This is a genomic window from Streptomyces sp. NPDC017056 (assembly GCF_044332485.1).
GTDB lineage: Bacteria > Actinomycetota > Actinomycetes > Streptomycetales > Streptomycetaceae > Streptomyces.
Window position 1 is genome coordinate 230637 of the sequence record NZ_JBIRPD010000013.1, and the last position, 21927, is coordinate 252563.

Annotated in this window: 27 protein-coding genes; 4 read left to right on the plus strand and 23 right to left on the minus strand. The window is 72.0% G+C overall.

Annotated elements, in window-relative coordinates:
* Nucleotides 1-6 precede the first annotated feature (6 nt).
* The 6 genes from trpC to hisI all read right to left on the minus strand — a co-directional run bounded on the left by trpC (nt 7) and on the right by hisI (nt 4518).
* Nucleotides 7-816 (minus strand): indole-3-glycerol phosphate synthase TrpC, encoded by an 810-nt coding sequence (gene trpC / locus ACH4OW_RS24730; RefSeq protein ID WP_398030058.1) that lies wholly within the window; start codon nt 814-816, stop codon nt 7-9.
* A 173-nt stretch (nt 817-989) separates the two neighbouring features.
* On the minus strand, nt 990-1433 hold the full coding sequence (locus tag ACH4OW_RS24735) for a DUF2752 domain-containing protein (protein WP_360134512.1): 444 nt from the start codon (nt 1431-1433) through the stop codon (nt 990-992).
* A gap of 140 nt (nt 1434-1573) precedes the next feature.
* Nucleotides 1574-1819 (minus strand): HGxxPAAW family protein, encoded by a 246-nt coding sequence (locus ACH4OW_RS24740; RefSeq protein ID WP_360134515.1) that lies wholly within the window; start codon nt 1817-1819, stop codon nt 1574-1576.
* 85 nt (nt 1820-1904) lie between these two features.
* Nucleotides 1905-2549, minus strand: a complete 645-nt coding sequence (locus ACH4OW_RS24745; protein ID WP_398030059.1) for a TIGR02234 family membrane protein — start codon at nt 2547-2549, stop codon at nt 1905-1907.
* Nucleotides 2550-2618: 69 nt separating this feature from the next.
* Complete coding sequence (locus tag ACH4OW_RS24750; protein ID WP_360134518.1) at nt 2619-4142, minus strand: anthranilate synthase component I; 1524 nt, start codon at nt 4140-4142, stop codon at nt 2619-2621.
* Between the two features lie 10 nt (nt 4143-4152).
* Nucleotides 4153-4518 carry a phosphoribosyl-AMP cyclohydrolase gene (gene hisI / locus ACH4OW_RS24755; protein WP_360134521.1) on the minus strand — a complete coding sequence of 122 codons (366 nt, stop codon included), beginning with the start codon at nt 4516-4518 and terminating at the stop codon, nt 4153-4155.
* Nucleotides 4519-4781: 263 nt separating this feature from the next.
* Between hisI and ACH4OW_RS24760 the strand changes: the two genes are divergently transcribed.
* Complete coding sequence (locus ACH4OW_RS24760) at nt 4782-5414, plus strand: TIGR03085 family metal-binding protein (RefSeq protein WP_398030060.1); 633 nt, start codon at nt 4782-4784, stop codon at nt 5412-5414.
* A gap of 27 nt (nt 5415-5441) precedes the next feature.
* On the opposite strand, the gene ACH4OW_RS24765 is transcribed toward ACH4OW_RS24760, so the two are convergent.
* The 6 genes from ACH4OW_RS24765 to ACH4OW_RS24790 all read right to left on the minus strand — a co-directional run bounded on the left by ACH4OW_RS24765 (nt 5442) and on the right by ACH4OW_RS24790 (nt 11051).
* Nucleotides 5442-6698: an ATP-grasp domain-containing protein gene (locus ACH4OW_RS24765; protein WP_398030061.1), complete on the minus strand. Its 1257-nt coding sequence runs from the start codon at nt 6696-6698 to the stop codon at nt 5442-5444.
* Nucleotides 6679-7614, minus strand: coding sequence for an EamA family transporter (locus ACH4OW_RS24770; RefSeq protein WP_398030062.1), 936 nt, complete (start codon nt 7612-7614; stop codon nt 6679-6681). Before ACH4OW_RS24770 ends, ACH4OW_RS24765 begins: the two co-directional genes overlap by 20 nt.
* A 9-nt stretch (nt 7615-7623) precedes the next feature.
* Nucleotides 7624-8322, minus strand: a complete 699-nt coding sequence (locus ACH4OW_RS24775; protein ID WP_398030063.1) for a YggS family pyridoxal phosphate-dependent enzyme — start codon at nt 8320-8322, stop codon at nt 7624-7626.
* Nucleotides 8319-9287 carry a PLP-dependent cysteine synthase family protein gene (locus ACH4OW_RS24780; RefSeq protein ID WP_398030064.1) on the minus strand — a complete coding sequence of 323 codons (969 nt, stop codon included), beginning with the start codon at nt 9285-9287 and terminating at the stop codon, nt 8319-8321. The genes ACH4OW_RS24775 and ACH4OW_RS24780 overlap by 4 nt, the downstream gene beginning before the upstream one ends.
* 19 nt (nt 9288-9306) lie before the next feature.
* The gene (locus ACH4OW_RS24785) at nt 9307-9873 is read right to left on the minus strand and encodes a phosphoribosyltransferase family protein (protein ID WP_360134538.1); all 567 of its coding nucleotides are present in this window, start codon (nt 9871-9873) and stop codon (nt 9307-9309) included.
* 275 nt (nt 9874-10148) lie between these two features.
* Entirely contained in the window at nt 10149-11051 is a 903-nt protein-coding gene (locus ACH4OW_RS24790; protein WP_360134676.1) for a LysR substrate-binding domain-containing protein, read from the minus strand.
* A 110-nt stretch (nt 11052-11161) separates the two neighbouring features.
* Here ACH4OW_RS24790 and ACH4OW_RS24795 point away from each other — a divergent pair, with 110 nt between their 5' ends.
* The 3 genes from ACH4OW_RS24795 to ACH4OW_RS24805 are packed head-to-tail and all read left to right on the plus strand — an operon-like array spanning nt 11162 to nt 14560.
* A complete protein-coding gene (locus ACH4OW_RS24795) occupies nt 11162-11866 on the plus strand; it encodes a succinate dehydrogenase cytochrome b subunit (protein ID WP_398030065.1) in 705 nt (234 codons plus the stop codon).
* Between the two features lies 1 nt (nt 11867).
* Complete coding sequence (locus ACH4OW_RS24800; protein ID WP_398030066.1) at nt 11868-13817, plus strand: fumarate reductase/succinate dehydrogenase flavoprotein subunit; 1950 nt, start codon at nt 11868-11870, stop codon at nt 13815-13817.
* The gene (locus ACH4OW_RS24805; RefSeq protein ID WP_398030067.1) at nt 13814-14560 is read left to right on the plus strand and encodes a succinate dehydrogenase/fumarate reductase iron-sulfur subunit; all 747 of its coding nucleotides are present in this window, start codon (nt 13814-13816) and stop codon (nt 14558-14560) included. Before ACH4OW_RS24800 ends, ACH4OW_RS24805 begins: the two co-directional genes overlap by 4 nt.
* 16 nt (nt 14561-14576) lie before the next feature.
* On the opposite strand, the gene ACH4OW_RS24810 is transcribed toward ACH4OW_RS24805, so the two are convergent.
* From ACH4OW_RS24810 to hisD, 11 genes are all read right to left on the minus strand, one after another.
* A complete protein-coding gene (locus ACH4OW_RS24810; protein ID WP_398030068.1) occupies nt 14577-15344 on the minus strand; it encodes a peptidoglycan DD-metalloendopeptidase family protein in 768 nt (255 codons plus the stop codon).
* A gap of 163 nt (nt 15345-15507) precedes the next feature.
* The gene (locus ACH4OW_RS24815) at nt 15508-15882 is read right to left on the minus strand and encodes a hypothetical protein (RefSeq protein ID WP_150239823.1); all 375 of its coding nucleotides are present in this window, start codon (nt 15880-15882) and stop codon (nt 15508-15510) included.
* Complete coding sequence (locus tag ACH4OW_RS24820) at nt 15879-16097, minus strand: hypothetical protein (protein WP_360134552.1); 219 nt, start codon at nt 16095-16097, stop codon at nt 15879-15881. The genes ACH4OW_RS24815 and ACH4OW_RS24820 overlap by 4 nt, the downstream gene beginning before the upstream one ends.
* Before the next feature lie 99 nt (nt 16098-16196).
* Entirely contained in the window at nt 16197-16952 is a 756-nt protein-coding gene (gene hisF, locus ACH4OW_RS24825; RefSeq protein WP_398030069.1) for an imidazole glycerol phosphate synthase subunit HisF, read from the minus strand.
* Nucleotides 16949-17344, minus strand: a complete 396-nt coding sequence (locus ACH4OW_RS24830) for a RidA family protein (RefSeq protein ID WP_360134558.1) — start codon at nt 17342-17344, stop codon at nt 16949-16951. Before ACH4OW_RS24830 ends, hisF begins: the two co-directional genes overlap by 4 nt.
* On the minus strand, nt 17341-18066 hold the full coding sequence (gene priA, locus ACH4OW_RS24835) for a bifunctional 1-(5-phosphoribosyl)-5-((5-phosphoribosylamino)methylideneamino)imidazole-4-carboxamide isomerase/phosphoribosylanthranilate isomerase PriA (protein WP_360134559.1): 726 nt from the start codon (nt 18064-18066) through the stop codon (nt 17341-17343). The genes ACH4OW_RS24830 and priA overlap by 4 nt, the downstream gene beginning before the upstream one ends.
* Nucleotides 18067-18077: 11 nt before the next feature.
* Nucleotides 18078-18725, minus strand: coding sequence for an imidazole glycerol phosphate synthase subunit HisH (hisH, locus tag ACH4OW_RS24840; protein ID WP_360134562.1), 648 nt, complete (start codon nt 18723-18725; stop codon nt 18078-18080).
* Nucleotides 18722-18886 carry a hypothetical protein gene (locus ACH4OW_RS24845; protein ID WP_030679859.1) on the minus strand — a complete coding sequence of 55 codons (165 nt, stop codon included), beginning with the start codon at nt 18884-18886 and terminating at the stop codon, nt 18722-18724. Before ACH4OW_RS24845 ends, hisH begins: the two co-directional genes overlap by 4 nt.
* On the minus strand, nt 18883-19476 hold the full coding sequence (gene hisB / locus ACH4OW_RS24850; protein WP_003984418.1) for an imidazoleglycerol-phosphate dehydratase HisB: 594 nt from the start codon (nt 19474-19476) through the stop codon (nt 18883-18885). The genes ACH4OW_RS24845 and hisB overlap by 4 nt, the downstream gene beginning before the upstream one ends.
* Nucleotides 19473-20588 carry a histidinol-phosphate transaminase gene (locus ACH4OW_RS24855; RefSeq protein ID WP_398030070.1) on the minus strand — a complete coding sequence of 372 codons (1116 nt, stop codon included), beginning with the start codon at nt 20586-20588 and terminating at the stop codon, nt 19473-19475. The genes hisB and ACH4OW_RS24855 overlap by 4 nt, the downstream gene beginning before the upstream one ends.
* Nucleotides 20589-20596: 8 nt before the next feature.
* Entirely contained in the window at nt 20597-21919 is a 1323-nt protein-coding gene (gene hisD, locus ACH4OW_RS24860) for a histidinol dehydrogenase (RefSeq protein ID WP_398030071.1), read from the minus strand.
* Nucleotides 21920-21927 lie beyond the last annotated feature (8 nt).

Below are 21927 nucleotides of genomic sequence, written 5' to 3' on the forward strand. Positions count from 1 at the left end.
GAGGAGTCAGCCCCGCCCGTGCCGGATGGCGGGGTGCGAACCGGCCGCGACCAGGTCGGCGACGGCGGTCTTCGGGTCCTTGCCGGTCACCAGCGACTCGCCGACCAGTACGGCGTCGGCGCCGTCGTTGGCGTAGGCGATCAGGTCGTGCGGCCCGCGCACACCGGACTCGGCGATCTTGACGATGTGGTCCGGGATCTCCGGCGCGATCCGCGCGAAGTTCCCGCGGTCGACCTCAAGGGTCTTCAAGTTGCGGGCGTTGACCCCGATGATCCGCGCGCCGGCGTCCACGGCCCGCTGGGCCTCTTCCTCGTCGTGCACCTCGACCAGCGGCGTCAGCCCGATCGACTCGGCCCGCTCGATCAGCGAGACCAGCGCCTCCTGCTCCAGCGCGGAGACGATCAGCAGCGCCAGGTCGGCGCCGTACGCGCGGGCCTCCCACAGCTGGTAGGCGGTGACGATGAAGTCCTTGCGCAGTACGGGGATGTCGACCTTGGCCCGGACGGCCTCCAGGTCGGCCAGCGAGCCGCCGAACTTGCGCTGCTCCGTCAGTACGGAGATGACCGCCGCGCCGCCCGCCTCGTAGTCGGCGGCCAGGCCGGCCGGGTCGGCGATGGCGGCGAGCGCGCCCTTGGAGGGGCTGGAGCGCTTGACCTCGCAGATCACCGTGACACTGTCGCCCTTGAGGGCCGCGACCCCGTCCTTGGCCGGGCGCGCCTTGAGGGCCCGCTCCTTGAGCTCGTCGAGGCCGACCCGCGCCTGCCGCTCGGCAAGGTCTGCGCGGACTCCCTCGATGATCTCGTCGAGCACACTCACGCGAGCGGCCTCCTTCTTGAGCGGTGGAGGGGACAGTCGCCCTCGGGGCGCGTGTCGCCCTGTCAGGCTCTCCGATGGTATCCGGCGAGGGCCGAAGGTCTCGCATCCGGTTGACGGCGGTCCCACTACCTGGACAGATAAGGGGCGAATAAAAAGACGGAAACAGAGCGGCCCTACGGGCTCAGCCACGCCCCGAAGGGGAGATTGCGCACGACCGTGAAGACGAGCAGCAGCCCGCCCAGCGCCCACCAGTGAACCGCCCTGGGCCGCGGCCCCGCCGTCGGCAGGCCGCGCGCGGCCCGTACGGCCCACACCGCCCAGAAGAGCGCGCACACCGCGTACCCGGCGACCGCGAGCACATTGGCACCGGCGGCCGTGCCCAGGTCACCGTGCACGACGGCGTGCGCGCTGCGCAGCCCGCCGCAGGCGGGGCAGTAGATGCCGGTGAGGTGGAGGAGCGGGCAGACCGGGTAGTGGCCGGGTTCGTTGGGATCGACGAGGCCCACCACGGCGAAGGCCGCGGCGGCGGCCGCCAGCGCTCCGAGCGGCGCCGCCAGCCGCCGGACGGGGCCGGACACGGATGCCGGTCCACGGACGGGGGCCACCGGTTCGCTCACGGTGCCGATGGTGGCGCCGGACGGACGACGGCGCGACTTCCCGGCCGCCGTACGGGTGGTGCCGCCGGGCACCTCGTCCGTGCGGGCCGGGAAGCCGCGCCGTCACAGGATCCGCTGCCGGGCCGGGGCCCGGCGCCGCCTCAGCCCTCCTGGGGCCGGGCCTTGGCCTGGCCGTGGGCCGTCGCGCCCTTCTTGCCGCTCTGGCCCATGCCGATCGCGCGCATCACGCCGCCGACCACGGCACCGAGGCCGATCAGGACCATGCCCGCCCAGAACCCCGGCACGTTCGCCAGCACGATGAAGGCGCCGGCGACGCAGAAGCCGATGAACGAGATGATGACGCCGGTCCAGGCGGCGGGAGTGTGTCCGTGGCCACTGCTCGACATGAGTGCTCCTCGTAGCTTTTTCGCGCCTGAGTCGGGCGCGGTGATCCCTCGCCGTCCATTGTCCCCGATGGCCGGGGCCCGGCCACTACCGGGTCGGGTCCTCGCCCCGGTCCAGGGACTTCCACATCTCTTCCGGGCGGTCCGGGTCGGCGGGGGCGGCGCGGCGCGGGCCGCGGGGGGCCGCGCCGGCGCGCTCGTAGCGCCCCGACATCGCGGGCCAGTACCGCCCGTACAGCAGTGCCAGCACGCCGGCGGCCAGCAGCAGGACACCGCCCGCGACCGCCGTCCACGGCCAGAAGGTGTGCGAGACGTCCTGCACGCCCGCGTCGGACAGGCCGGTCGCGGTGGCCGCCTTCTCGCGGAGTGCGGCGGTGTCGGAAATGCCCAGGTAGGCGCCGACGACCGTGCCCAGGCCGCTGAGGGCGAGCAGCGCGGCGACCGCCGTACGGCTCGCCCCGCGCACCGCGAAGAGGGCGACCAGGGCGGCCAGGCCGACGATGGCGAGCGCGCCGGGCACGCCCGTGACGTCCTGGCCCGACGCGGTCTGCGGCAGCTCTCCCTGGGCGACGACGGCGGTGGCCCTGGCCCAGGTGCGGCCGGAGGCCAGCAGCACGACGGCTGCCCCGGCCGCGCCGGAGATCAGCGCGAGTGCCAGGCTCTTCCCGCTGCGCGCGGGCTTGGCCGACGGGGTCGCGATCACGTCGGCGCTGGGGTGGTCTACGGCAGTCACGCCTACCACTGTACGGAGGCCGCGCCCGTACCCGCCGGGCGCGGTGCCTCCGTCCCGCGAAGGCCCTGCTCAGGCACCCAGGCCGTTGGCCGTGTGCACGGCCCGCAGCACGGCGGCCGCCTTGTTGCGGCACTCCGTGTCCTCCGCCACCGGGTCGGAGTCCGCGACGACGCCCGCGCCCGCCTGGACGTACGCCGTGCCGTCCCGCAGCAGCGCGGTACGGATCGCGATGGCGGTGTCGGAGTCGCCGGCGAAGTCCAGGTAGCCGACGCAGCCGCCGTACAGGCCGCGCCGGGTCGGCTCCAGCTCCTCGATGATCTGCATGGCGCGCGGCTTGGGCGCGCCGGAGAGGGTGCCGGCGGGGAAGCAGGCGGTGAGCACGTCGAAGGCGCTGCGGCCCGGCGCGAGCCGCCCGGTCACCGTGGAGACGATGTGCATGACGTGGCTGTAGCGCTCGACGGACATGAAGTCGACGACCTCGACGCTGCCGGGCTCGCAGACCCGCCCCAGGTCGTTGCGGCCGAGGTCGACGAGCATCAGGTGCTCGGCGCGCTCCTTGGGGTCGGCCATCAGCTCGTCCGCGAGGGCCTGGTCCTCCGGGACGGTGGCGCCGCGCGGCCGGGTGCCGGCGATGGGGTGCAGGGTGGCCTGCCCGTTCTCGACCTTGACCAGCGCCTCGGGGCTGGACCCGACGATGTCGACGCCGTCCTCGAAGCGGAGCAGGTACATGTACGGGCTGGGGTTGGTGGCGCGCAGTACCCGGTAGACGTCCAGTGCCGAGGCGGTGCACTCGGTCTCGAAGCGCTGCGAGGGCACGACCTGGAAGGCGTCGCCCGCGCGGATGCGCTCCTTCACGTCCTCGACCGCCTCCTGGTAGGCGGGCCCGCCCCATTGCGCGGTGTACGGGGGCAGTTCGGAGGGCGGCAGGGCCGCGGCGCTCGCGGGGGCCGGGCGGGCCAGGTCGTAGGCCATGGCGTCCAGGCGGGCCACCGCGTCCGCGTACGCCTCGTCCACGCCCGTCTCCAGGTCGTTGTGGTTGATGGCGTTGGCGATGAGCAGGACCGTGCCGTTCCAGTGGTCCAGTACGGCCAGGTCGGAGGTGAGCAGCATGGTCAGCTCGGGCAGCCCGAGGTCGTCGGCGGTGCTGTCGCCGATCTTCTCCAGCCGCCGCACGATGTCGTAGCCGAGGTAGCCGACCATGCCGCCGGTGAAGGGCGGCAGGCCCTGGCCCTCGATCAGGTCCCTGGGGGTGTGCAGGGCCTCGACGGTGGCGCGCAGCGCGGCGAGCGGGTCGCCTTCGGTGGGCACGCCGACCGGCGGGGTGCCCAGCCAGTGGGCCTGCCCGTCGCGCACGGTCAGGGTGGCGGCGCTGCGTACGCCGACGAAGGAGTAGCGGGACCAGGTGCGGCCGTTCTCGGCGGACTCCAGCAGGAAGGTGCCGGGCCGTTCGGCGGCCAGCTTGCGGTAGAGGCCCACCGGGGTGTCGCCGTCGGCGAGCAGGCGCCGGGTCACGGGGATGACCCTGCGGTCCTTCGCGAGCGTGCGGAAGTTCTCCAGGTCCGGTGTGGCGGTGCCGGTGGTTCCCGAGGTCATGGCGCGGAGCCTACTGCCCTTCGGTGAGCACATCCTCATCGAAGCAGGTGCGGGCGCCGGTGTGGCAGGCCGCGCCGACCTGGTCGACCTGCACCAGGATCGTGTCCGCGTCGCAGTCCAGGGCGACGGACTTCACGTGCTGGACGTGTCCGGAGGTGTCGCCCTTGACCCAGTACTCCCGGCGGCTGCGGCTCCAGTACGTGCAGCGGCCGGTGGTGAGCGTGCGGTGCAGCGCCTCGTCGTCCATCCAGCCGAGCATCAGCACCTCGCCGGTGTCGTACTGCTGGGCGATGGCGGGGACCAGGCCGTCGGCGTCGCGCTTGAGGCGGGCGGCGACGGCGGGGTCGAGCTGGGAATCCAGGACGCGGCTGCTCATGGCTCCATTGTGCCGTGCGCGGGGCGTGCCGTGCGCGGGACCGCTGGTGCGCCGGGTGCGGCCGGCGTACGGCATGCTGCACCCATGACCCGCCAGCCGCCGCCTCCGGACGCCGACCGCACGGCGAAGGTCGCGTCGGTGGTGCTGCTCGCGATCTTCGCCGCGGGGCTGGTGGTCGCCGCGGTACTGCTGCTGCGCGGCTGACGGACGGCCTGCCGCGCGGCGCCGTGGCACCCGCCGTGCCCCGGCCGTAGGCTGGGCGCATGTCGACCCATGCGAAGCGTGAACGGCTGCTCCTTGCCGACCTGTTGGAGGGCGCCGGGCCCGACGCACCGACGCTGTGCGGGGGCTGGGCCACCCGGGACCTCGCCGCCCACGTGGTGGTGCGCGAGCGGCGCGCGGACGCCGCCGGGGGCCTGGTGCTCAAGCCGCTGGCGGGCCGCTTGGAGCGGGTGCAGCGGGAGTTCGCCGCGAAGCCGTACGACGAGCTGCTGCGGCTGGTGCGTACCGGCCCGCCCCGCTTCTCGCCGTACGCGCTCAAGCAGGTCGACGAGGCGGCCAACACCGTGGAGTTCTTCGTCCACTCCGAGGACGTGCGGCGGGCCCGTGCCGACTGGGCGCCGCGCGAGCTGGACCCGGTCTTCTCGGACGTGCTGTGGTCGCGCCTGGAGAAGATGGCACGGCTGCTGGGGCGCAGGTCGCCGGTGGGGCTGGTGCTGCGCCGCCCGGACGGCCGGACGGTGGTCGCCCACCGTGGCACCCCGGTCGTCACGGTCACCGGCGAGCCGGGCGAACTGCTCCTGTTCGCGTTTGGCCGGCAGGCGGTGGCCGACACCGAGCTGGACGGGGACAAGGACGCGGTGGCCAAGGCGCTGGAGGCCAAGCTCGGCCTGTAGGCCGGTGGCCGGCCGGCCCCCGGGCGTTCACCGCGTCCGCTCGATCTCGTAAAGGCCGCCGGGCTCCTCGCGTTCCAGCGCGCGCAGCCGCCGGTAGTCCGCCTCGATCTGCCGCTCGTCCTCGTGCAGGAGGTAGCAGACGCCGGGCGACGTCGCCGCGTCCACCGTGGGGCTGAGGTATTCGCCGGCCCGGACGCCGAGGAAGTGGTCGGCGTACGAGGGCAGCTCGCGCAGCCGCTCGAAACCCGCCAGCGACCTCAGCCGGCCCGCGAACGGGGAGATCAGCGAGACGTAGCGCAGCCCGGTGCGCGGCTCGGCCGGCCGCGCGGTACGGCCCGCGAAGGCGGCCGGGTCGCTGCTCGCCAGGGCGGTCAGCTCCACGTGGTTGGTGCCGAAGCAGCGGCTGACCACGTGCGGCAGGATGCTGCCGGCGAGCCGGGCGCCGGTCTCGATCAGGACGGGCCCCTCTGCGGTCAGCATGACCTCCGAGTGGGCGGGCCCGTACCGCACGCCGAGCGCGTCCAGGACGCCCAGGAGGTACGGCTTGAGGGCGGCGGCAGCGGGGTCGCCGGCGGCGAGCGGCTCCTCGTAGTCGTAGACCGCCGCCCCGCCCCGGCCGCGCCGCTTGTGGTAGCGCCAGATCTCCGCGATGTGGTGGCGCCCGGCGACGCTGACGGTGTTGGCGAAGTACTCGGTGCCCGTCAGGTGCTCCTGGATGACGACGGTCTCGTTGCGGGCGCCTTCGATGTTTGCCGAGCTGAGGATGTGGCCGAACGAGGTACACAGCTCGACCGGGTCGGCGCAGAAGAAGACGTTGTCGGTGCCCGCGCTGTCGGCGGGCTTGACCACCAGCGGCCAGCGGCCGTGTGCCTTGGCCCAGGCGAGGGCGGTGTCGAAGCGGGCGGTGCGCAGGGTGTCGGGGGCGCGCAGCCCGTACGCCCGGACCGCCATGGCCATGTCGTACTTGTCGCGCCGCACCCGCCGCTCGTACCGGGTGTTGCCCGGCAGGCCGAGGCGGCGGGCGAGGGTGTCGGCGAGGTCGACACCGGTCTCGTTGCCGGGCAGGACGAAGGCGGGGGCGGCCGGGCGCACCGCCGCCAGCAGCGCTTCCAGGTCGCCGTCGTACGTCAGGGTCTCGGTGAACGCCCCCTCAGGGAACGTCCATTGCAGGTGGTCGGAGATGGCGGGCGAACTCTGCACATGGACGCACTTGACGCCGCGTTCGGCGAGGGCGGCGGGCAGGAAGCGGCCGGAGGAGTAGGCGTCAACGATCAGACACTGCATGGGTCTTGCCTTCCTGGACCACCGCGGCCGGGGCCGCGCCCCGGCGGGCCAGCAGCCCGGCCGCGATGAAGACGGTGATCACGGCGATGCCGAGGGTCGACGGCACCGAGAAGGTCAGCCGGGAGTCGGCCGACTGGATGAGAAGGGTCATGGCGGGGGCGAGCGCGCAGATCATGGACGCGGTCATCGGGGTCACCTTGCGCACCCCGATCTGCACCAGATAGGCGGGGATCGCTACGCCGATGACGGCCACCACCGCGCCCGGCACCAGCGCCCGGCCCAGCTGCCCGGCGCCGGAGAAGCCGGCCAGCAGCCAGCCGACGGCCGCCACCAGGCCGAACCGCAGGCCCATGACGGTGGGCACGTCCACCCCTGCCGCACCCAGGCGCGCGGAGAAGACGACGTTGGCGGCCCCGCCGGCGCCGGAGGCGACCGCGGCGCACAGGCCCAGCGTCATGGCCAGGGCCGCGCGGTCGCCCACGCCGCTGCGGCCGTCCAGCGACGCCCAGACCAGGCCGGCCAGGGTCAGCAGGATGCCGGCGGCGGACAGGAGCTCGCCCGGCAGGACGCGATCCCGCTTCCACCACAGGGCCTGGAGCAGGACGGTGAAGGCGGGGCCGATGGCGATCGACACGACGTTGGTGACGGCCGGTTCCATGAGCTTGAGGGCGTACAGGAGGGCCAGCCAGGTCACGGCGGTGGTGACGTTGAGGACGGCCAGGTCGGCGGCGTGCGCCCGGACGACCGCGAGCAGCCGGGCCGGGCGCAGCCGGACGGCGGTCAGCAGGCAGAAGAACGCTCCGGTGAGGGTGAAGGAGACCGCGGCCACGCTCCCCGGGTCCACATGCTGGAGGCGTTCGGAGGCGAAGACGTCCACCAGGGCGGAGAAGAGACTGAACACGAACAGCGCGGTCACGGCGTCTCCTCAGGGGCGCGGGCGCGGCCCGAAGACCGCCTCGCCGACCCGGACCGTGGTCGCGCCCTCGGCCACCGCGGCCTCGAAGCTGGCGCTCATGCCCATGCTCAGCTCCCGCAGGCCGTATTCGGCGGCCAGCGCCCGCAGCAGACCGAAGTGCGGGCGCGGGTCGCTGCCGTACGGCGGGATGCACATCAGGCCGACGACGGGCAGCCCGTACGTGCCCACGCACTCCTTGACGAACGCCTCCGCCTCCGCGACGGGCACTCCGCTCTTGTGCGGTTCGCCACCGGTGTTGACCTGCACGAAGCAGTCCGGGCGGCGCCCGGTGCGCTCCATGGCGGCGGCCAGGGCCGCGGCCAGGCGGGGCCGGTCCAGGCTGTGTACGACGTCGAAGACGCGGACGGCCGCGGCCGCCTTGTTGGTCTGGAGCGGGCCGATGAGGTGCAGCGCGGTGCCGGGGTGACGCTCCAGCAGCGGCGGCCACTTGCCCTGCGCCTCCTGCACCCGGCTCTCGCCGAAGTGCCGGTGCCCGGCTTCGAGGGCCGCGGCGAGCGCGGGCGTGCCGTGGAACTTGCTGACGGCGACGAACCGTACGCCCCCGGGCGGCGCCCCGGCCCGCGCGCAGGCCAGGCCGATGCGGCGGCCGACGGCGGCCAGGCGCCCCGCGATGTCCGGCTCCGCCGCGGGCGGGCACCCGGCGGTCACGTCTCCGCCTCCGTGCCGTACTGCGCGTACCGGCCGTCCCAGATGCTGAAGTACTTCCAGGCGGAGTCGAACAGCACGGTGACCACCACCTCTTCGGGCGGCAGCGTCCTGGCCAGCCGCTGGGCGGCGAAGACGTTGCCGCCCGCGGTGGGCCCGACGGGCAGCCCCTCCACGGAGACGAGGCGTTTCATGGTGGTCCAGCCGTCGTCGCCGGTGATCAGCCCGACCTCGTCGACGAGTTCCTCGCGCAGGTTGGACGGCACCTTGCCGGGCCCCAGGCCCATCATGTTGTGGGTGTGGTGCTCGAAGGGCAGGCCGTTGCGCTTGGCGTACAGGGCGGCCGAGCGGTCCACCTCGACGGCCCACGTGCGCAGCCCCGGGTGGGTGTCCTTGAGGACGTCGGCGATGCCGGTGAACGTGCCGCCGGTGCCGATGGAGCAGACGAAGTGGCCGGGGACCACGCCCGCCGCGCGCAGGTCGGCGACGATCTCGCGGCCGCAGGCACGCCAGGCGCGCCAGTTCAGTTCGTTGGTGGACTGGTCGAGGAAGTGGCTGCCGGGGTGCCCGGCGACGTACCGCCTGGCGGTTTCCTCGCCCTCCAGCAGGAAGCCGTCGGCCGAGGTTTCCACGACCGTGCCGCCCCATGACGCGATCTGTTTACGGCGTTCTTCGGTCATGCCCTCCGGCATGACGATGACAATGCGGTATCCGCGCTGTGCGCCGACCCGGGACAGTGCGGCGCCGCCATTTCCGGTCGAGCATTCGACCAGGGTCATTCCCGGGCTGATCGTTCCGGCCTTCTCCAGCTCGTCGATCATGTAGGAGAAGACCCGGTCCTTGTGACTTCCGGTGGGATTGCGGAATTCGCATTTGGCGAATATACGGGCGGCTTTGGGATCGGCGATGTGCCGCAGTTCGTACAATTCCGTGCGGCCGTGGCCGGCGCCGGGTTCTGTCGTGCTCACACAAAACTCCTCGCGGCGGTCAGCCCAGGACGACCACGCGCTCCGAGCGCGGGTCGACGGCGATACGGATGACGGAGCGGACGTCGATGCCGAAGCGGCCGGCGATCCGCTCCCGGCCGCCGTTGGCCGGCTTCTCCACCGCCACCAGGACCTCGCCGACCTGGGCCCCGGCCGCCCGGACGGCTTCGATCAGGGCGATCAGGGTGCCGCCCGTGCTGATGGTGTCGTCGACGATCGTCACCCGGTCGCCCGGCTCGACGCCGTTGACGTAGAGCGTGCCCGTGAAGTACTCGCTGTCGACGGGCACCGAGATGCCGTGGCCGCCCAGGTCGTAGGTGTACCAGCGGGCGACGGCGAGCGGCAGGCCGACGGCCAGTGACACCGCGCTGCCGAGGATGGCTCCCTTGTCCTCTTCGACCAGGATCTTCCCTGCTTCGAAGTCCCCCAGTTCGACGAGCCGCCTGGTCGCCTCCGCGAGCACTTCCGGGCGGAGCGCGGGCGACTGGTCGGTGAATTCGTTGACCGTGGTGAGGTGTCGCCCCGATTTTACGGTCGGCGCTCCCGCGTATACTTCTTCCAGCAACATCGGCATTCCTCGATCTTTCCCCCGTAGCGCCCATTGCCGTGCCGTTTACCGAGCAAGTGCAGCTTTTTTATCGCCCCAAAAGTAGAAAAGGCAATGGCCGCCGGGTTTCTGCCCGGAAACAGCCTGTTCGCCCTGGGGCCACTGTGCCGGGAGCCGTTCCGCGCCCGCCGCCACCTGGGCACCGTTCCCGGCGGGCCCGCGCGCCCCGGCGGCTCTCTGGCCGAAAACCGCCCGTCCTCCCGGGCCCCGGCGGGGTCGCGGACGCGCCGGGGCCGTCACCCGCCGGGCCGCTCCAGTCCCAGGTGCGCCAGCAGGATGCGCCGGAGCTCGCGGGCGGCCCGCGGCGGCGAGACGTCGCCCCGGTGGGCCACCGAGATCACCCGGTGCATGCCGGGGGTGGCGAAGCGGGTGACGCGCAGCCCCGAGCGTTCGGCGACCATGCTGGGCACCACCGCGACGCCCAGCCCGGCCCGTACGAAGCCCAGCACCGCGTCCATTTCGCCCCCCTCGACGGTGAAGACCGGCTCGAACCCGGCCGCCCGGCACGCCGCCGTGGTGAACTCCCGCAGGTCGTAGCCGCGCCGGAACATCGCCAGCGGGTGGTCCCGGAGATCCTCGACGCGCATCCGGCGCCCGCGCCCCACCGGGGCCGGATGGTCCGGCGACGAGACCACGACCAGTTCCTCCCGCAGCAGTTCGGCGGTGGCCAGGGCCGGGGCCTGCTCCGGGAGCGGCGTGATGACGAGCGCGAGGTCCAGCTCGCCGTCCGCCAGGGTGCGTACGAGGTCCTGCGAACCGTTCTCGTGGACGACCAGCTCCACGCCCGGGTAGGCGGCGTGGAAGACGCGCAGTACGTCCGGGACCAGGCTCGCGCACAGGCTGGGCGGGGCGCCGAGCCGCAGCCGGCCGCGCCGCAGCTGGGCCACCTCCTGCACCTCGCGCCGCGCGGTCTCGGCGTCGGCCAGGATGCGCCGGGCCAGCGGCAGCAGCGTCTCCCCCGCGTCGGTGAGGGTGATGTGGCCGCGCGCCCGGTGGAAGAGGTCGGCGCCCAGCTCCCGTTCCAGTGCCCTGATCTGCTGCGACAGCGAGGGCTGCGCGACGTGCTCGCGCTCGGCGGCGCGGGTGAAGTGGCGGGTGTCGGCGACCGCCGCGAAATAGCGGAGCTGCTGGAGCTGCATGGTCCGATGCTGCATTCCCCACATGACATGGGTCAATAGGCAGAGCCTATGGAGATGAGCCGCACCATGTCTTGGACTGATGGGCCGGGCGGTACCTACCGTCGGGACCCATGGCACTGGACACCCGGACGGAACGACGGCCGTCCTTCGCGGGCCTGCTGTGGCACTCGACCGTCGGCAAGAAAACCGCGATGGCGGTCAGCGGCGTGGTGATGCTGCTGTACCTGGTCGCGCACATGATGGGCAACCTCAAGATCTTCTTCGGCCCCGACGAGTTCAACGGCTACGCGCACTGGCTGCGCACCGTCGGCGAACCCTTCCTGCACCACGAGTGGTTCCTGTGGATCGCCCGGGTGGTGCTGCTGGCCGCCGTCGTCACGCACGGCGTGGCCGCCTTCCAGCTCAGCCGCCGCGACATCAAGGCGCGGCCGAGCAAGTACGTGCACAAAAAGCCGCGGCAGAGCTACGCCACCCGCACCATGCGCTGGGGCGGCGTCATCCTCGCGCTGTTCATCGTCTGGCACATCCTGGACCTCACGACGCTGACGGTGAACCCGCGCGCCGAGGCCGGCCACCCGTACGAGAACCTGATCGCGTCCTTCGACCGCTGGCCCGTCACCACGCTCTACATCGTGGCGATGCTCGCCCTCGGCCTGCACATCCGGCACGGGTTCTGGAGCGCCGCGCAGACGCTGGGCGTCGGCAGCGCCGCCCGCGACCGGGTGCTCAAGACCGTCGCCAACCTCCTCGCCCTGGTGCTGACGGCGGGCTTCGTCGCCGTACCGGTGGCCGTCGTGACCGGAGCAGTGAGCTGACATGACCTCCTACACCGCGTACGCGACCGGGGAGCCGGTCGCCGACACCAAGGCGCCCGAGGGCCCGGTCGCCGACCGCTGGGACACCCGCCGCTTCCAGGCCAAGCTGGTCAACCCGGCCAACCGGCGCAAGCACACCGTCATCGTCGTCGGCACCGGCCTGGCCGGCGGCTCGGCGGGCGCCACCCTCGCCGAACAGGGCTACCACGTGGTCCAGTTCTGCTACCAGGACTCCCCGCGCCGCGCCCACTCGATCGCCGCGCAGGGCGGCATCAACGCCGCGAAGAACTACCGCAACGACGGCGACTCCGTACACCGCCTGTTCTACGACACCGTCAAGGGCGGCGACTTCCGGGCGCGCGAGTCCAATGTGCACCGCCTGGCGCAGATTTCCGTGGAGATCATCGACCAGTGCGTGGCCCAGGGCGTGCCGTTCGCCCGCGAGTACGGCGGCCTGCTCGACACCCGCTCCTTCGGCGGCGTCCAGGTCTCCCGTACGTTCTACGCCCGCGGCCAGACCGGGCAGCAGCTGCTGCTCGGCGCCTACCAGGCGCTCTCCCGCCAGATCGCCGCCGGCAACGTCGAGATGCATCCGCGTACGGAAATGCTGGACCTGATCGTCGTCGACGGCCGGGCGCGCGGCATCGTCGCCCGCGATCTGATCACCGGCCGGATCGACACGTACTTCGCGGACGCCGTCGTCCTCGCCACCGGCGGCTACGGCAACGTGTTCTACCTGTCGACGAACGCCATGAACTCCAACGCCACCGCCATCTGGCGCGCCCACCGGCGCGGCGCCTACTTCGCCAACCCCTGCTTCACCCAGATCCACCCCACCTGCATCCCGCGCACCGGCGACCACCAGTCCAAGCTGACGCTGATGAGCGAGTCGCTGCGCAACGACGGCCGCATCTGGGTACCGAAGGCCAAGGGCGACACCCGCCCGCCCGCCGAGATCCCCGAGGCGGAGCGCGACTACTACCTGGAGCGGATCTACCCCTCCTTCGGCAACCTCGTCCCCCGCGACATCGCCTCCCGCGCCGCCAAGAACGTCTGCGACGAAGGACGCGGCGTCGGCCCCGGCGGCCAGGGCGTCTACCTGGACTTCGCCGACGCCATCGCCCGGATGGGCCGCAAGGCCGTCGAGGAGAAGTACGGCAACCTCTTCGACATGTACGAGCGGATCACCGCCGAGAACCCCTACGAGGTCCCGATGCGGATCTACCCCGCCGTGCACTACACGATGGGCGGCCTCTGGGTCGACTACGACCTCCAGACCACCGTGCCCGGCCTGTTCGCCATCGGGGAGGCCAACTTCTCCGACCACGGCGCCAACCGGCTCGGCGCGTCCGCCCTCATGCAGGGCCTCGCCGACGGCTACTTCGTCCTGCCCTCGACCATCAACGACTACCTGGCCCGCCACCCCCACCACGACGAGATCACCGCCGCCCACCCCGCCGTCCAGGAAGCACTGGCCGAGACCGAGGACCAGCTCAACCTCCTGCTGTCCGTCGACGGCGACCGCACCCCCGACTCCTTCCACCGCGAACTCGGCGAACTGATGTGGGAGCTGTGCGGCATGGCCCGTACGGAAACCGGCCTGCGCAAGGCGCTCGACCGCATCCCGCAGATCCGCGAGGAATTCTGGCGCCGCATCAAGGTGCCCGGCACCGGCGAGGAGTTCAACCAGTCGCTGGAGAAGGCCAACCGCATCGTCGACTACCTGGAACTGGCCGAGCTGATGTGCCTCGACGCGCTGCACCGCGCCGAGTCCTGCGGCGGCCACTTCCGCGAGGAGTCGCAGACCCCCGACGGCGAGGCCGAACGCCGCGACGAGGAGTTCTCCTACGCCGCCGCCTGGGAGTTCACCGGCACCGGCGCCGCGCCCGTCCTGCACAAGGAAGACCTGGTCTTCGAGTACGTCCACCCCACCCAGCGGAGCTACGCATGAAGCTCACCCTGCGCGTCTGGCGGCAGAAGAACGCCGACGCCGACGGCGGCATGTCCACCTACGACGTGGACGGCATCTCCCCCGACATGTCCTTCCTGGAGATGCTCGACACCCTCAACGAGGAACTCATCCTCAAGGGCGACGACCCCGTCGCCTTCGACCACGACTGCCGCGAAGGCATCTGCGGCGCGTGCAGCCTCGTCATCAACGGTGAAGCACACGGCCCGGAGCGCACCACGTCCTGCCAGCTCCACATGCGCTCGTTCCGGGACGGCGACACCATCGACGTCGAGCCGTGGCGCGCCGCGGCCTTCCCCGTCGTACGGGACCTGGTCGTCGACCGCTCCGCCTTCGACCGGATCATCCAGTCCGGCGGCTACGTCACCGCGCCGACCGGCGCCGCGCCCGAGGCACACGCCACGCCCGTACCGAAGCCGGACGCCGACTTCGCGTTCGAGCACGCGGAGTGCATCGGCTGCGGCGCGTGCGTGGCGGCCTGCCCGAACGGCTCGGCGATGCTGTTCACCTCGGCGAAGGTCAACCACCTCAACGTCCTCCCGCAGGGCGCGCCGGAACGCGAGACCCGGGTCCTGGACATGGTCACCACCATGGACGACGAGGGCTTCGGCGGCTGCACCCTGACCGGCGAGTGCGCCACCGCCTGCCCGAAGGGCATCCCGCTGTTCAGCATCACCGCGATGAACCGCGAGTACGTACGGGCGGCCCGCAAGGGCAGGCGGTGACGCGGAGAGCCACCGCCTAGTCGAACGCGCCGTGCCGTTGCAGCCAGGCCATCGGGTCGACCGCCGACCCGTAGTCCGGCGTCGCCCGGACCTCGAAGTGCAGATGCGGACCGGTGACGTTGCCGGTCGCGCCGGACCGCCCGATGCGCTCGCCGGCGCCGACGGTGCTCCCCACGCCCACCCGGATCTGCGAGAGGTGCGCGTACTGCGTGTACGACCCGCTGTGGTGCCGGATCACGACCTCGTACCCGTACGCGCCGCCCCAGCCGGCCTTCACGACGGTCCCGCCGCGGGCGGCGCGGACGGCGGTGCCGACCGGCACGGCGAAGTCCTGCCCGGTGTGCCCGTGCGCCCAGTGGCCACCGCCGGCCCCGAAGCCGGCGGTGAGCGTGCCACCGCGCACGGGCCGCACGGCGTCACCGGCCGCGGCGCGCACGGAGGGCCGGGCGGCGGAGCGCGAGACGTGCCGCTGTGGGGTGGCGGCCGTACCGCTCAGCTTCAGTTTCGTACCGACCTTGATCAGGTCGGGATTGCCGCCGACCGCTGCGCGATTGCTCGCGTACAGCTTGCTCCAGCCGCCCTTGACCCCCTGCTTCGCGGCGATCCCGGAGAGGCTGTCGCCTGGGGCGACGGTGTACGTACCGCCGTCCGCTGCGGAGGCGACGGAGGCGCCGACGACCGGCAGTGCCAGGGTGGCCGCCGCCGTCGAGGCGCGGGTGAGTAATCGCCCCGCGCCACTACGGCGACGGGGTGCTCGGTGACGGCCGGTCGGGGAGAACATCATGGCGGGGCGTCCTTCCGGTGGGCATCCGGGATCCGAACGCCAGCACGGTATGGAGGCCCCGTCCATGAACACAAGCACCACGGGAGAATCGGACAGCGACTGTCCCGATAGGCCCGATACGCGCGGCGGCCCGTGCGGTCACTTGCCACGCGGGCCGCACCTCCTAAGACTTCCAGCTCCGCAGCCGCCGCGCGGCATCGAGCAGGTCCGTCCGCTTCTCACGGAGGTCGCGTACCAGTTGCGACATCGCGCCTGGGGGTGGCGCAATGTCCTCGCCGGAATCCTCCATGTACGTCCAGGCGCACGCAGCTCCGATGATGCCGTTGTAGTCCTCGAACGGCCGCAGGAGCACCATGGTTTCCAGTAGCGTGGCGGCTCGTGTCGGAGTCTCCTCGTAATAGACCTCGCCTGCGAACCTCTCGAACCGGTGCCTTTCCACGACGGCGTGCAGCGCGCCCCAGTCACGCAGACGCGGGTCGCTGGGGACGTGGCTGGCCTGGATTCCCAGGATCCAGCCGGCGTCGATGGCAAGGATCATCGGTCCCCTTCCTCGAAGGAGTCGAGGAACTCGGGCGCCAGAGCCGCGAACTTGTCGCTCGCGCCTTCGACGAACTTCTGCCGCTGCCGCCGCCGCACCACGCTCTCGGTCAGTATTCCGTGCGCCAGCCGTTTGATCGCGACGCCCTGCTCCTTGGCCTCGGCGCGCAGCTCGGACAGCTCTTCCTCGGTGAACTCAATCGTGATTCCTGGCATATGCGCAGGCTAGACCTGGCGCCACCTTGATCACTACCAGATTCACTACCAGGAGTGAACCGGACGTGCGCCGCCCCACCCGCGCCCCGCGCACGCCCCTCACCGCACCGGATGCCCCGCCCCCCGCAGCGTCTCCTTCACCTCGCCGATGCGCAGGTCGCCGAAGTGGAAGACGGACGCGGCCAGGACCGCGTCCGCGCCCGCCGCGACCGCCGGCGGGAAGTCGGCCAGGCGGCCCGCGCCGCCGCTGGCGATGACGGGGACCGTGACGTGCTTGCGGACGGCGGCGATCATCTCGGTGTCGTAGCCGTCCTTGGTGCCGTCGGCGTCCATGGAGTTCAGGAGGATCTCGCCGGCGCCGAGTTCCGCGGCACGGTGGGCCCATTCGACGGCGTCGATGCCAGTACCGCGGCGGCCGCCGTGGGTGGTGACCTCGAAGGAGCCGGTCTCGGTGCGGCGGGCGTCGACGGACAGGACCAGGACCTGGCTGCCGAAGCGTTCGGCGATCTCGCGGATCAGGTCGGGGCGGGCGATGGCGGCGGTGTTGACGCCGACCTTGTCGGCGCCGGCCCGCAGGAGCTTGTCGACGTCCTCCGGGGTGCGTACGCCGCCGCCGACCGTGAGGGGGATGAAGACCTGTTCGGCGGTGCGGCGGACCACGTCGTAGGTGGTCTCGCGGTTGCCGGAGGAGGCCGTGATGTCGAGGAAGGTCAGCTCGTCGGCGCCCTCCCGGCCGTAGATCTTGGCCATTTCGACGGGGTCGCCGGCGTCGCGGAGGTTCTGGAAGTTGACGCCCTTGACGACCCGGCCGTTGTCGACGTCCAGGCAGGGGATGACTCGGACCGCCAGGGTCATGTGCTCGTGGCCTCTCTGAATGCTTCGAGTTCGACTTCGACCAGTACGCGCGAATCGACAAAGCCGGAGACCACGACCAGGGTCGCGGCGGGCCGTACGGCGTCGAAGAGTTCCTTGTGGGCGCGGGCCGCCTCGTCCACGTCGCGCGCGTGGGTCAGGTACATGCGGGTGCGGATGACCGACCCGGCCCCGAGCCCGAACGGCTCCAGGGCCTCCAGCGCGCTGGTGAAGGCGACCTTCGTCTGCTCGTACGGGTCGCCCTCCCCGTACAGCACGCCACCGACCAGTGGCATCGTGCCGGCGACCAGGACGCGGTCGCCGGCCGCCACGGCGCGCGCGAAGCCGATGATCTCTTCCCAGGGACTGTCGGTCTGCGCGCGCTCTATGGTCATGACGAAACGGCCTCCAATGCCTCTTCCAGGGTGAATGCCTTGGCGTAGAGCGCCTTGCCGACGATCGCGCCCTCCACGCCTTCCGGTACCAGGGTGGCGATCGCCCGGAGGTCGTCAAGGGAGGAGACGCCGCCGGATGCGACGACGGGCTTGTCGGTCGCGGCGCAGACGTTGCGCAGCAGTTCCAGGTTGGGGCCCTGGAGCGTGCCGTCCTTGTTGATGTCGGTGACGACGTAGCGGGCGCAGCCCTCGGAGTCCAGGCGGGCCAGCGTCTCGTAGAGGTCGCCGCCGTCGCGGGTCCAGCCGCGGCCGCGCAGGGTGGTGCCGCGGACGTCCAGGCCGACCGCGATCTTGTCGCCGTGCTCGGCGATGACCTTGGCGACCCACTCGGGGGTCTCCAGGGCCGCCGTACCGAGGTTGACGCGCTTGCAGCCGGTGGCGAGCGCGGCCTCCAGGGAGGCGTCGTCGCGGATGCCGCCGGAGAGTTCGACCTTGATGTCCATGTTCCGGGCGACCTCGGCGATCTGCGCGCGGTTGTCGCCGGTGCCGAACGCCGCGTCGAGGTCGACCAGGTGCAGCCACTCGGCGCCGGAGCGCTGCCAGGCCAGCGCGGCCTGCAGCGGGTCGCCGTAGGACGTCTCGGAGCCGGACTCGCCGTGGACGAGGCGGACCGCCTGGCCGTCGCGGACGTCGACGGCGGGGAGGAGTTCGAGCTTGCTCATCGCGGAGGGTCCTAGAGGGTCTTGGTCCAGTTGGACAGCAGCTGGGCGCCGGCGTCGCCGGACTTCTCGGGGTGGAACTGGGTGGCCCACAGCGGGCCGTTCTCGACGGCGGCCACGAACGGCTCGCCGTGGGTGGCCCAGGTGACCTTGGGCGCGCGGATGTTGGGGTTGCCGACCTCCAGTTCCCAGTCGCCCACGGCGTAGGAGTGCACGAAGTAGTAGCGGGCGTCGGCGGGCAGGCCGTCGAACAGGCGCGTGTCCTCGGGCGCCCGGACGGTGTTCCAGCCCATGTGCGGGACGACGTCGGCCTTGAGCGGGCCGACCGTGCCGGGCCACTCGTCCAGGCCCTCGGTCTCCACGCCGTGCTCGATGCCGCGGGAGAAGAGGACCTGCATGCCGACGCAGATGCCCATGACGGGGCGGCCGCCGGACAGCCGGCGGCCGATGACCCAGTCGCCGCGGGCCTCGCGCAGGCCCTTCATGCAGGCGGCGAAGGCGCCGACGCCGGGGACCAGCAGCCCGTCGGCGTTCATGGCCTTGTCGTAGTCACCGGTGATCTCCACGTCGGCGCCGACGTGGGCGAGGGCGCGCTCGGCGGAGCGGACGTTGCCGAAGCCGTAGTCGAAGACGACGACCTTCTTCGCGGGTGCGGTACTCAATTCCACACATCCAGACGGAGAATGCCGGCGACCAGGCACATGGCCGAGCCGATGCCCAGCAGGACGAGCACGCTCTTGCCCATCCCCTGCTTCCAGAAGGAGTAGAGCCCGCCGAGCAGGAAGAGGCCGAGGACGATGAAGACGGTGGACAGGCCGTTCACAGCGCTCCCTTGGTGGACGGGAGGATGCCGGCGGCGCGCGGGTCGCGCTCGCTGGCGTAGCGCAGCGCGCGGGCCAGCGCCTTGAACTGGCACTCCACGATGTGGTGGGCGTTGCGCCCGTACGGGACGTGGACGTGCAGGGCGATCTGCGCCTGCGCGACGAAGGACTCCAGGATGTGCCGGGTCATCGTGGTGTCGTACGTGCCGATCATCGGCGCGATGTTCTCCGGCTCGGTGTGCACCAGGTAGGGGCGTCCGGAGAGGTCGACGGTCACCTGGGCCAGCGACTCGTCCAGCGGGACGGTGCAGTTGCCGAAGCGGTAGATGCCGACCTTGTCGCCGAGGGCCTGCTTGAAGGCGGCGCCCAGCGCGAGGGCGGTGTCCTCGATGGTGTGGTGGGTGTCGATGTGCAGGTCGCCGTCGGTCTTGACCTTGAGGTCGAACAGGCCGTGCCGGCCGAGCTGGTCGAGCATGTGGTCGTAGAAGCCGACGCCTGTCGACACGTCGACCTGCCCGGTGCCGTCGAGATCGATCTCGACCAGCACCGAGGTCTCCTTCGTGGTGCGCTCCACGCGCCCAACGCGGTTCATCGGTTCTCCTTCAGTACTGCACGGACCGCGTCGAGGAACGCGTCGTTCTCGGCCGGGGTTCCCGCGGTGACCCGCAGCCAGCCCGGTACTCCGTTGTCACGGACCAGGACGCCCTGGTCGAGGATGGCCTGCCAGGTCGCGTGCTGGTTCTCGAACCTGCCGAACTGGACGAAGTTGGCGTCGGAGTCGACCACCTCGCAGCCGATGGCGCGCAGCTCGTCCACCAGCCGGTCGCGCTCGGCCTTGAGCTGCTCGACGTACTTCAAGAGCGTGTCGGTGTGCTCCAGGGCGGCGAGCGCGGTGGCCTGGGTGACGGACGAGAGGTGGTACGGCAGGCGGACGAGCTGGACGGCGTCGACCACGGCCGGGTCGGCGGCCAGGTAGCCCAGGCGCAGTCCGGCGGCGCCGAACGCCTTGGACATGGTGCGCGAGACGACCATGTTCGGGCGGCCCTCGATCAGCGGGAGCAGCGAGGGGCGGTGGCTGAACTCGCCGTACGCCTCGTCCACGACGACCAGCGCGCCGCCGGTGTCCGCGCGGGCCGTCTGCGCGGCCTCGTAGAGCGCGAGAACCGTTTCGGCGGCGACGGCGGTGCCGGTGGGGTTGTTGGGCGAGCAGACGAAGACCACGTCGGGCCGGTGCTCGCCGATGGCGGCGACGGCCGCCTCGACGTCGATGGTGAAGTCGTCGTGGCGCGGTCCGGAGAGCCAGCCGGTGCCGGTGCCGCGCGAGATCAGGCCGTGCATCGAGTACGAGGGCTCGAAGCCGATGGCGGTGCGGCCGGGCCCGCCGAAGGTCTGGAGCAGCTGCTGGATGACCTCGTTGGAGCCGTTGGCGGCCCACACGTTGGCCGTCGTGACCTCGTGGCCGCCGGTGCGCGTCAGGTAGGCGGCCAGCGCCGTGCGCAGCTCGACCGCGTCCCGGTCGGGGTAGCGGTTCAGCTCGCGGGCGGCCTCGGTGACCCGCTCGGCGATGCGCCGCACCAGCGGCTCGGGCAGGGGGTACGGGTTCTCGTTGGTGTTCAGGCGTACGGGGACGTCCAGCTGCGGCGCGCCGTACGGGGACTTGCCGCGCAGCTCGTCCCGGATGGGAAGGTCGTCGATCTTCGTCACGTGCTCGCTCACTTGCCCTGCGGGATCTTCCAGTCGAACCTGGCCTTCAGCGCCGCGCCGTGGGCCGGGAGGTCCTCGGCCTCGGCGAGGGTCACCACATGGTGGGCGACCTCGGCCAGCGCGTCGCGGCTGTAGTCCACGACGTGGATGCCGCGCAGGAACGACTGGACGGACAGGCCCGAGGAGTGGCAGGCGCAGCCGCCGGTGGGCAGGACGTGGTTGGAGCCGGCGCAGTAGTCGCCGAGCGAGACGGGCGCGTACGGGCCGACGAAGATCGCGCCGGCGTTGCGCACCCGGGCGGCGACGGCGGGCGCGTCGGCGGTCTGGATCTCCAGGTGCTCGGCGCCGTACGCGTCGACCACCTTGAGGCCCTCGTCCACGCCGTCCACCAGCACGATCGCGGACTGCCGGCCGGCCAGCGCGGTGCTGATCCGCTCGGTGTGCCTGGTGGCGGCCACCTGGGTCTTCAACTCGGTCTCGACGGCCGCGGCCAGCTCGGCGGAGTCGGTGACCAGGACGGCGGCGGCGAGCGTGTCGTGCTCGGCCTGGCTGATCAGGTCGGCGGCGACGTGCGCGGCGTCGGCGGTGTCGTCCGCGAGGACCGCGATCTCGGTGGGGCCGGCCTCGGCGTCGATGCCGATGCGGCCCTTGAGCAGGCGCTTGGCGGCGGCGACGTAGATGTTGCCGGGGCCGGTGACCAGGTTGACCGGGCGGCACTCCTCGGTGCCGTACGCGAACATGGCGATCGCCTGGGCGCCGCCGGCCGCGTACACCTCGTCCACGCCGAGCAGGGCGCAGGCGGCGAGGATCGTCGGGTGCGGCAGGCCGCCGAACTCCGCCTGCGGCGGTGAGGTGACGGCGACGCCCTCGACGCCCGCCTCCTGCGCCGGAACCACGTTCATGACGACGGAGGACGGGTAAACCGCCAGGCCACCGGGTACATACAGGCCGACGCGCTCGACCGGGACCCAGCGCTCGGTGACCGTGCCGCCGGGGACGACCTTGGTGGTGACGTCCGTGCGGCGCTGCTCGCGGTGGACGATGCGGGCGCGCCGGATCGACTCCTCCAGGGCGGCCCGCACGGCCGGGTCCAGCTCCGCGAGCGCGCGCTCCAGCGCCTCGGCGGGCACCCGTACGCGCTCGATGGCGACCCCGTCGAACCGATGGGCGTACTCGATCAGCGCGGCCGTCCCACGATGGCGCACGTCCTCGCAGATGGGCCGCACCTTCTCCAGGGCGGCTTCCACGTCGAACTCGGCACGGGGCAGCAGGTCGCGCAGGGCGCCGCCCTCGGGGAGGGCGTCACCGCGCAGATCGATTCGGGAGATCACCCCTCCAG

Bases quoted from the DNA above. Each gene is read 5' to 3' on its own strand.
- ACH4OW_RS24740 (WP_360134515.1), bottom strand. From the start codon at position 1,819: ATGTCGAGCAGTGGCCACGGACACACTCCCGCCGCCTGGACCGGCGTC.
- ACH4OW_RS24750 (WP_360134518.1), bottom strand. From the start codon at position 4,142: ATGACCTCGGGAACCACCGGCACCGCCACACCGGACCTGGAGAACTTC.
- hisI (WP_360134521.1), bottom strand. From the start codon at position 4,518: ATGAGCAGCCGCGTCCTGGATTCCCAGCTCGACCCCGCCGTCGCCGCC.
- ACH4OW_RS24760 (WP_398030060.1), top strand. From the start codon at position 4,782: ATGTCGACCCATGCGAAGCGTGAACGGCTGCTCCTTGCCGACCTGTTG.
- ACH4OW_RS24765 (WP_398030061.1), bottom strand. From the start codon at position 6,698: ATGCAGTGTCTGATCGTTGACGCCTACTCCTCCGGCCGCTTCCTGCCC.
- ACH4OW_RS24785 (WP_360134538.1), bottom strand. From the start codon at position 9,873: ATGTTGCTGGAAGAAGTATACGCGGGAGCGCCGACCGTAAAATCGGGG.
- ACH4OW_RS24790 (WP_360134676.1), bottom strand. From the start codon at position 11,051: ATGCAGCTCCAGCAGCTCCGCTATTTCGCGGCGGTCGCCGACACCCGC.
- ACH4OW_RS24795 (WP_398030065.1), top strand. From the start codon at position 11,162: ATGGCACTGGACACCCGGACGGAACGACGGCCGTCCTTCGCGGGCCTG.
- ACH4OW_RS24800 (WP_398030066.1), top strand. From the start codon at position 11,868: ATGACCTCCTACACCGCGTACGCGACCGGGGAGCCGGTCGCCGACACC.
- ACH4OW_RS24805 (WP_398030067.1), top strand. From the start codon at position 13,814: ATGAAGCTCACCCTGCGCGTCTGGCGGCAGAAGAACGCCGACGCCGAC.
- ACH4OW_RS24810 (WP_398030068.1), bottom strand. From the start codon at position 15,344: ATGATGTTCTCCCCGACCGGCCGTCACCGAGCACCCCGTCGCCGTAGT.
- ACH4OW_RS24815 (WP_150239823.1), bottom strand. From the start codon at position 15,882: ATGATCCTTGCCATCGACGCCGGCTGGATCCTGGGAATCCAGGCCAGC.
- ACH4OW_RS24820 (WP_360134552.1), bottom strand. From the start codon at position 16,097: ATGCCAGGAATCACGATTGAGTTCACCGAGGAAGAGCTGTCCGAGCTG.
- hisF (WP_398030069.1), bottom strand. From the start codon at position 16,952: ATGACCCTGGCGGTCCGAGTCATCCCCTGCCTGGACGTCGACAACGGC.
- ACH4OW_RS24830 (WP_360134558.1), bottom strand. From the start codon at position 17,344: ATGACCATAGAGCGCGCGCAGACCGACAGTCCCTGGGAAGAGATCATC.
- priA (WP_360134559.1), bottom strand. From the start codon at position 18,066: ATGAGCAAGCTCGAACTCCTCCCCGCCGTCGACGTCCGCGACGGCCAG.
- hisB (WP_003984418.1), bottom strand. From the start codon at position 19,476: ATGAACCGCGTTGGGCGCGTGGAGCGCACCACGAAGGAGACCTCGGTG.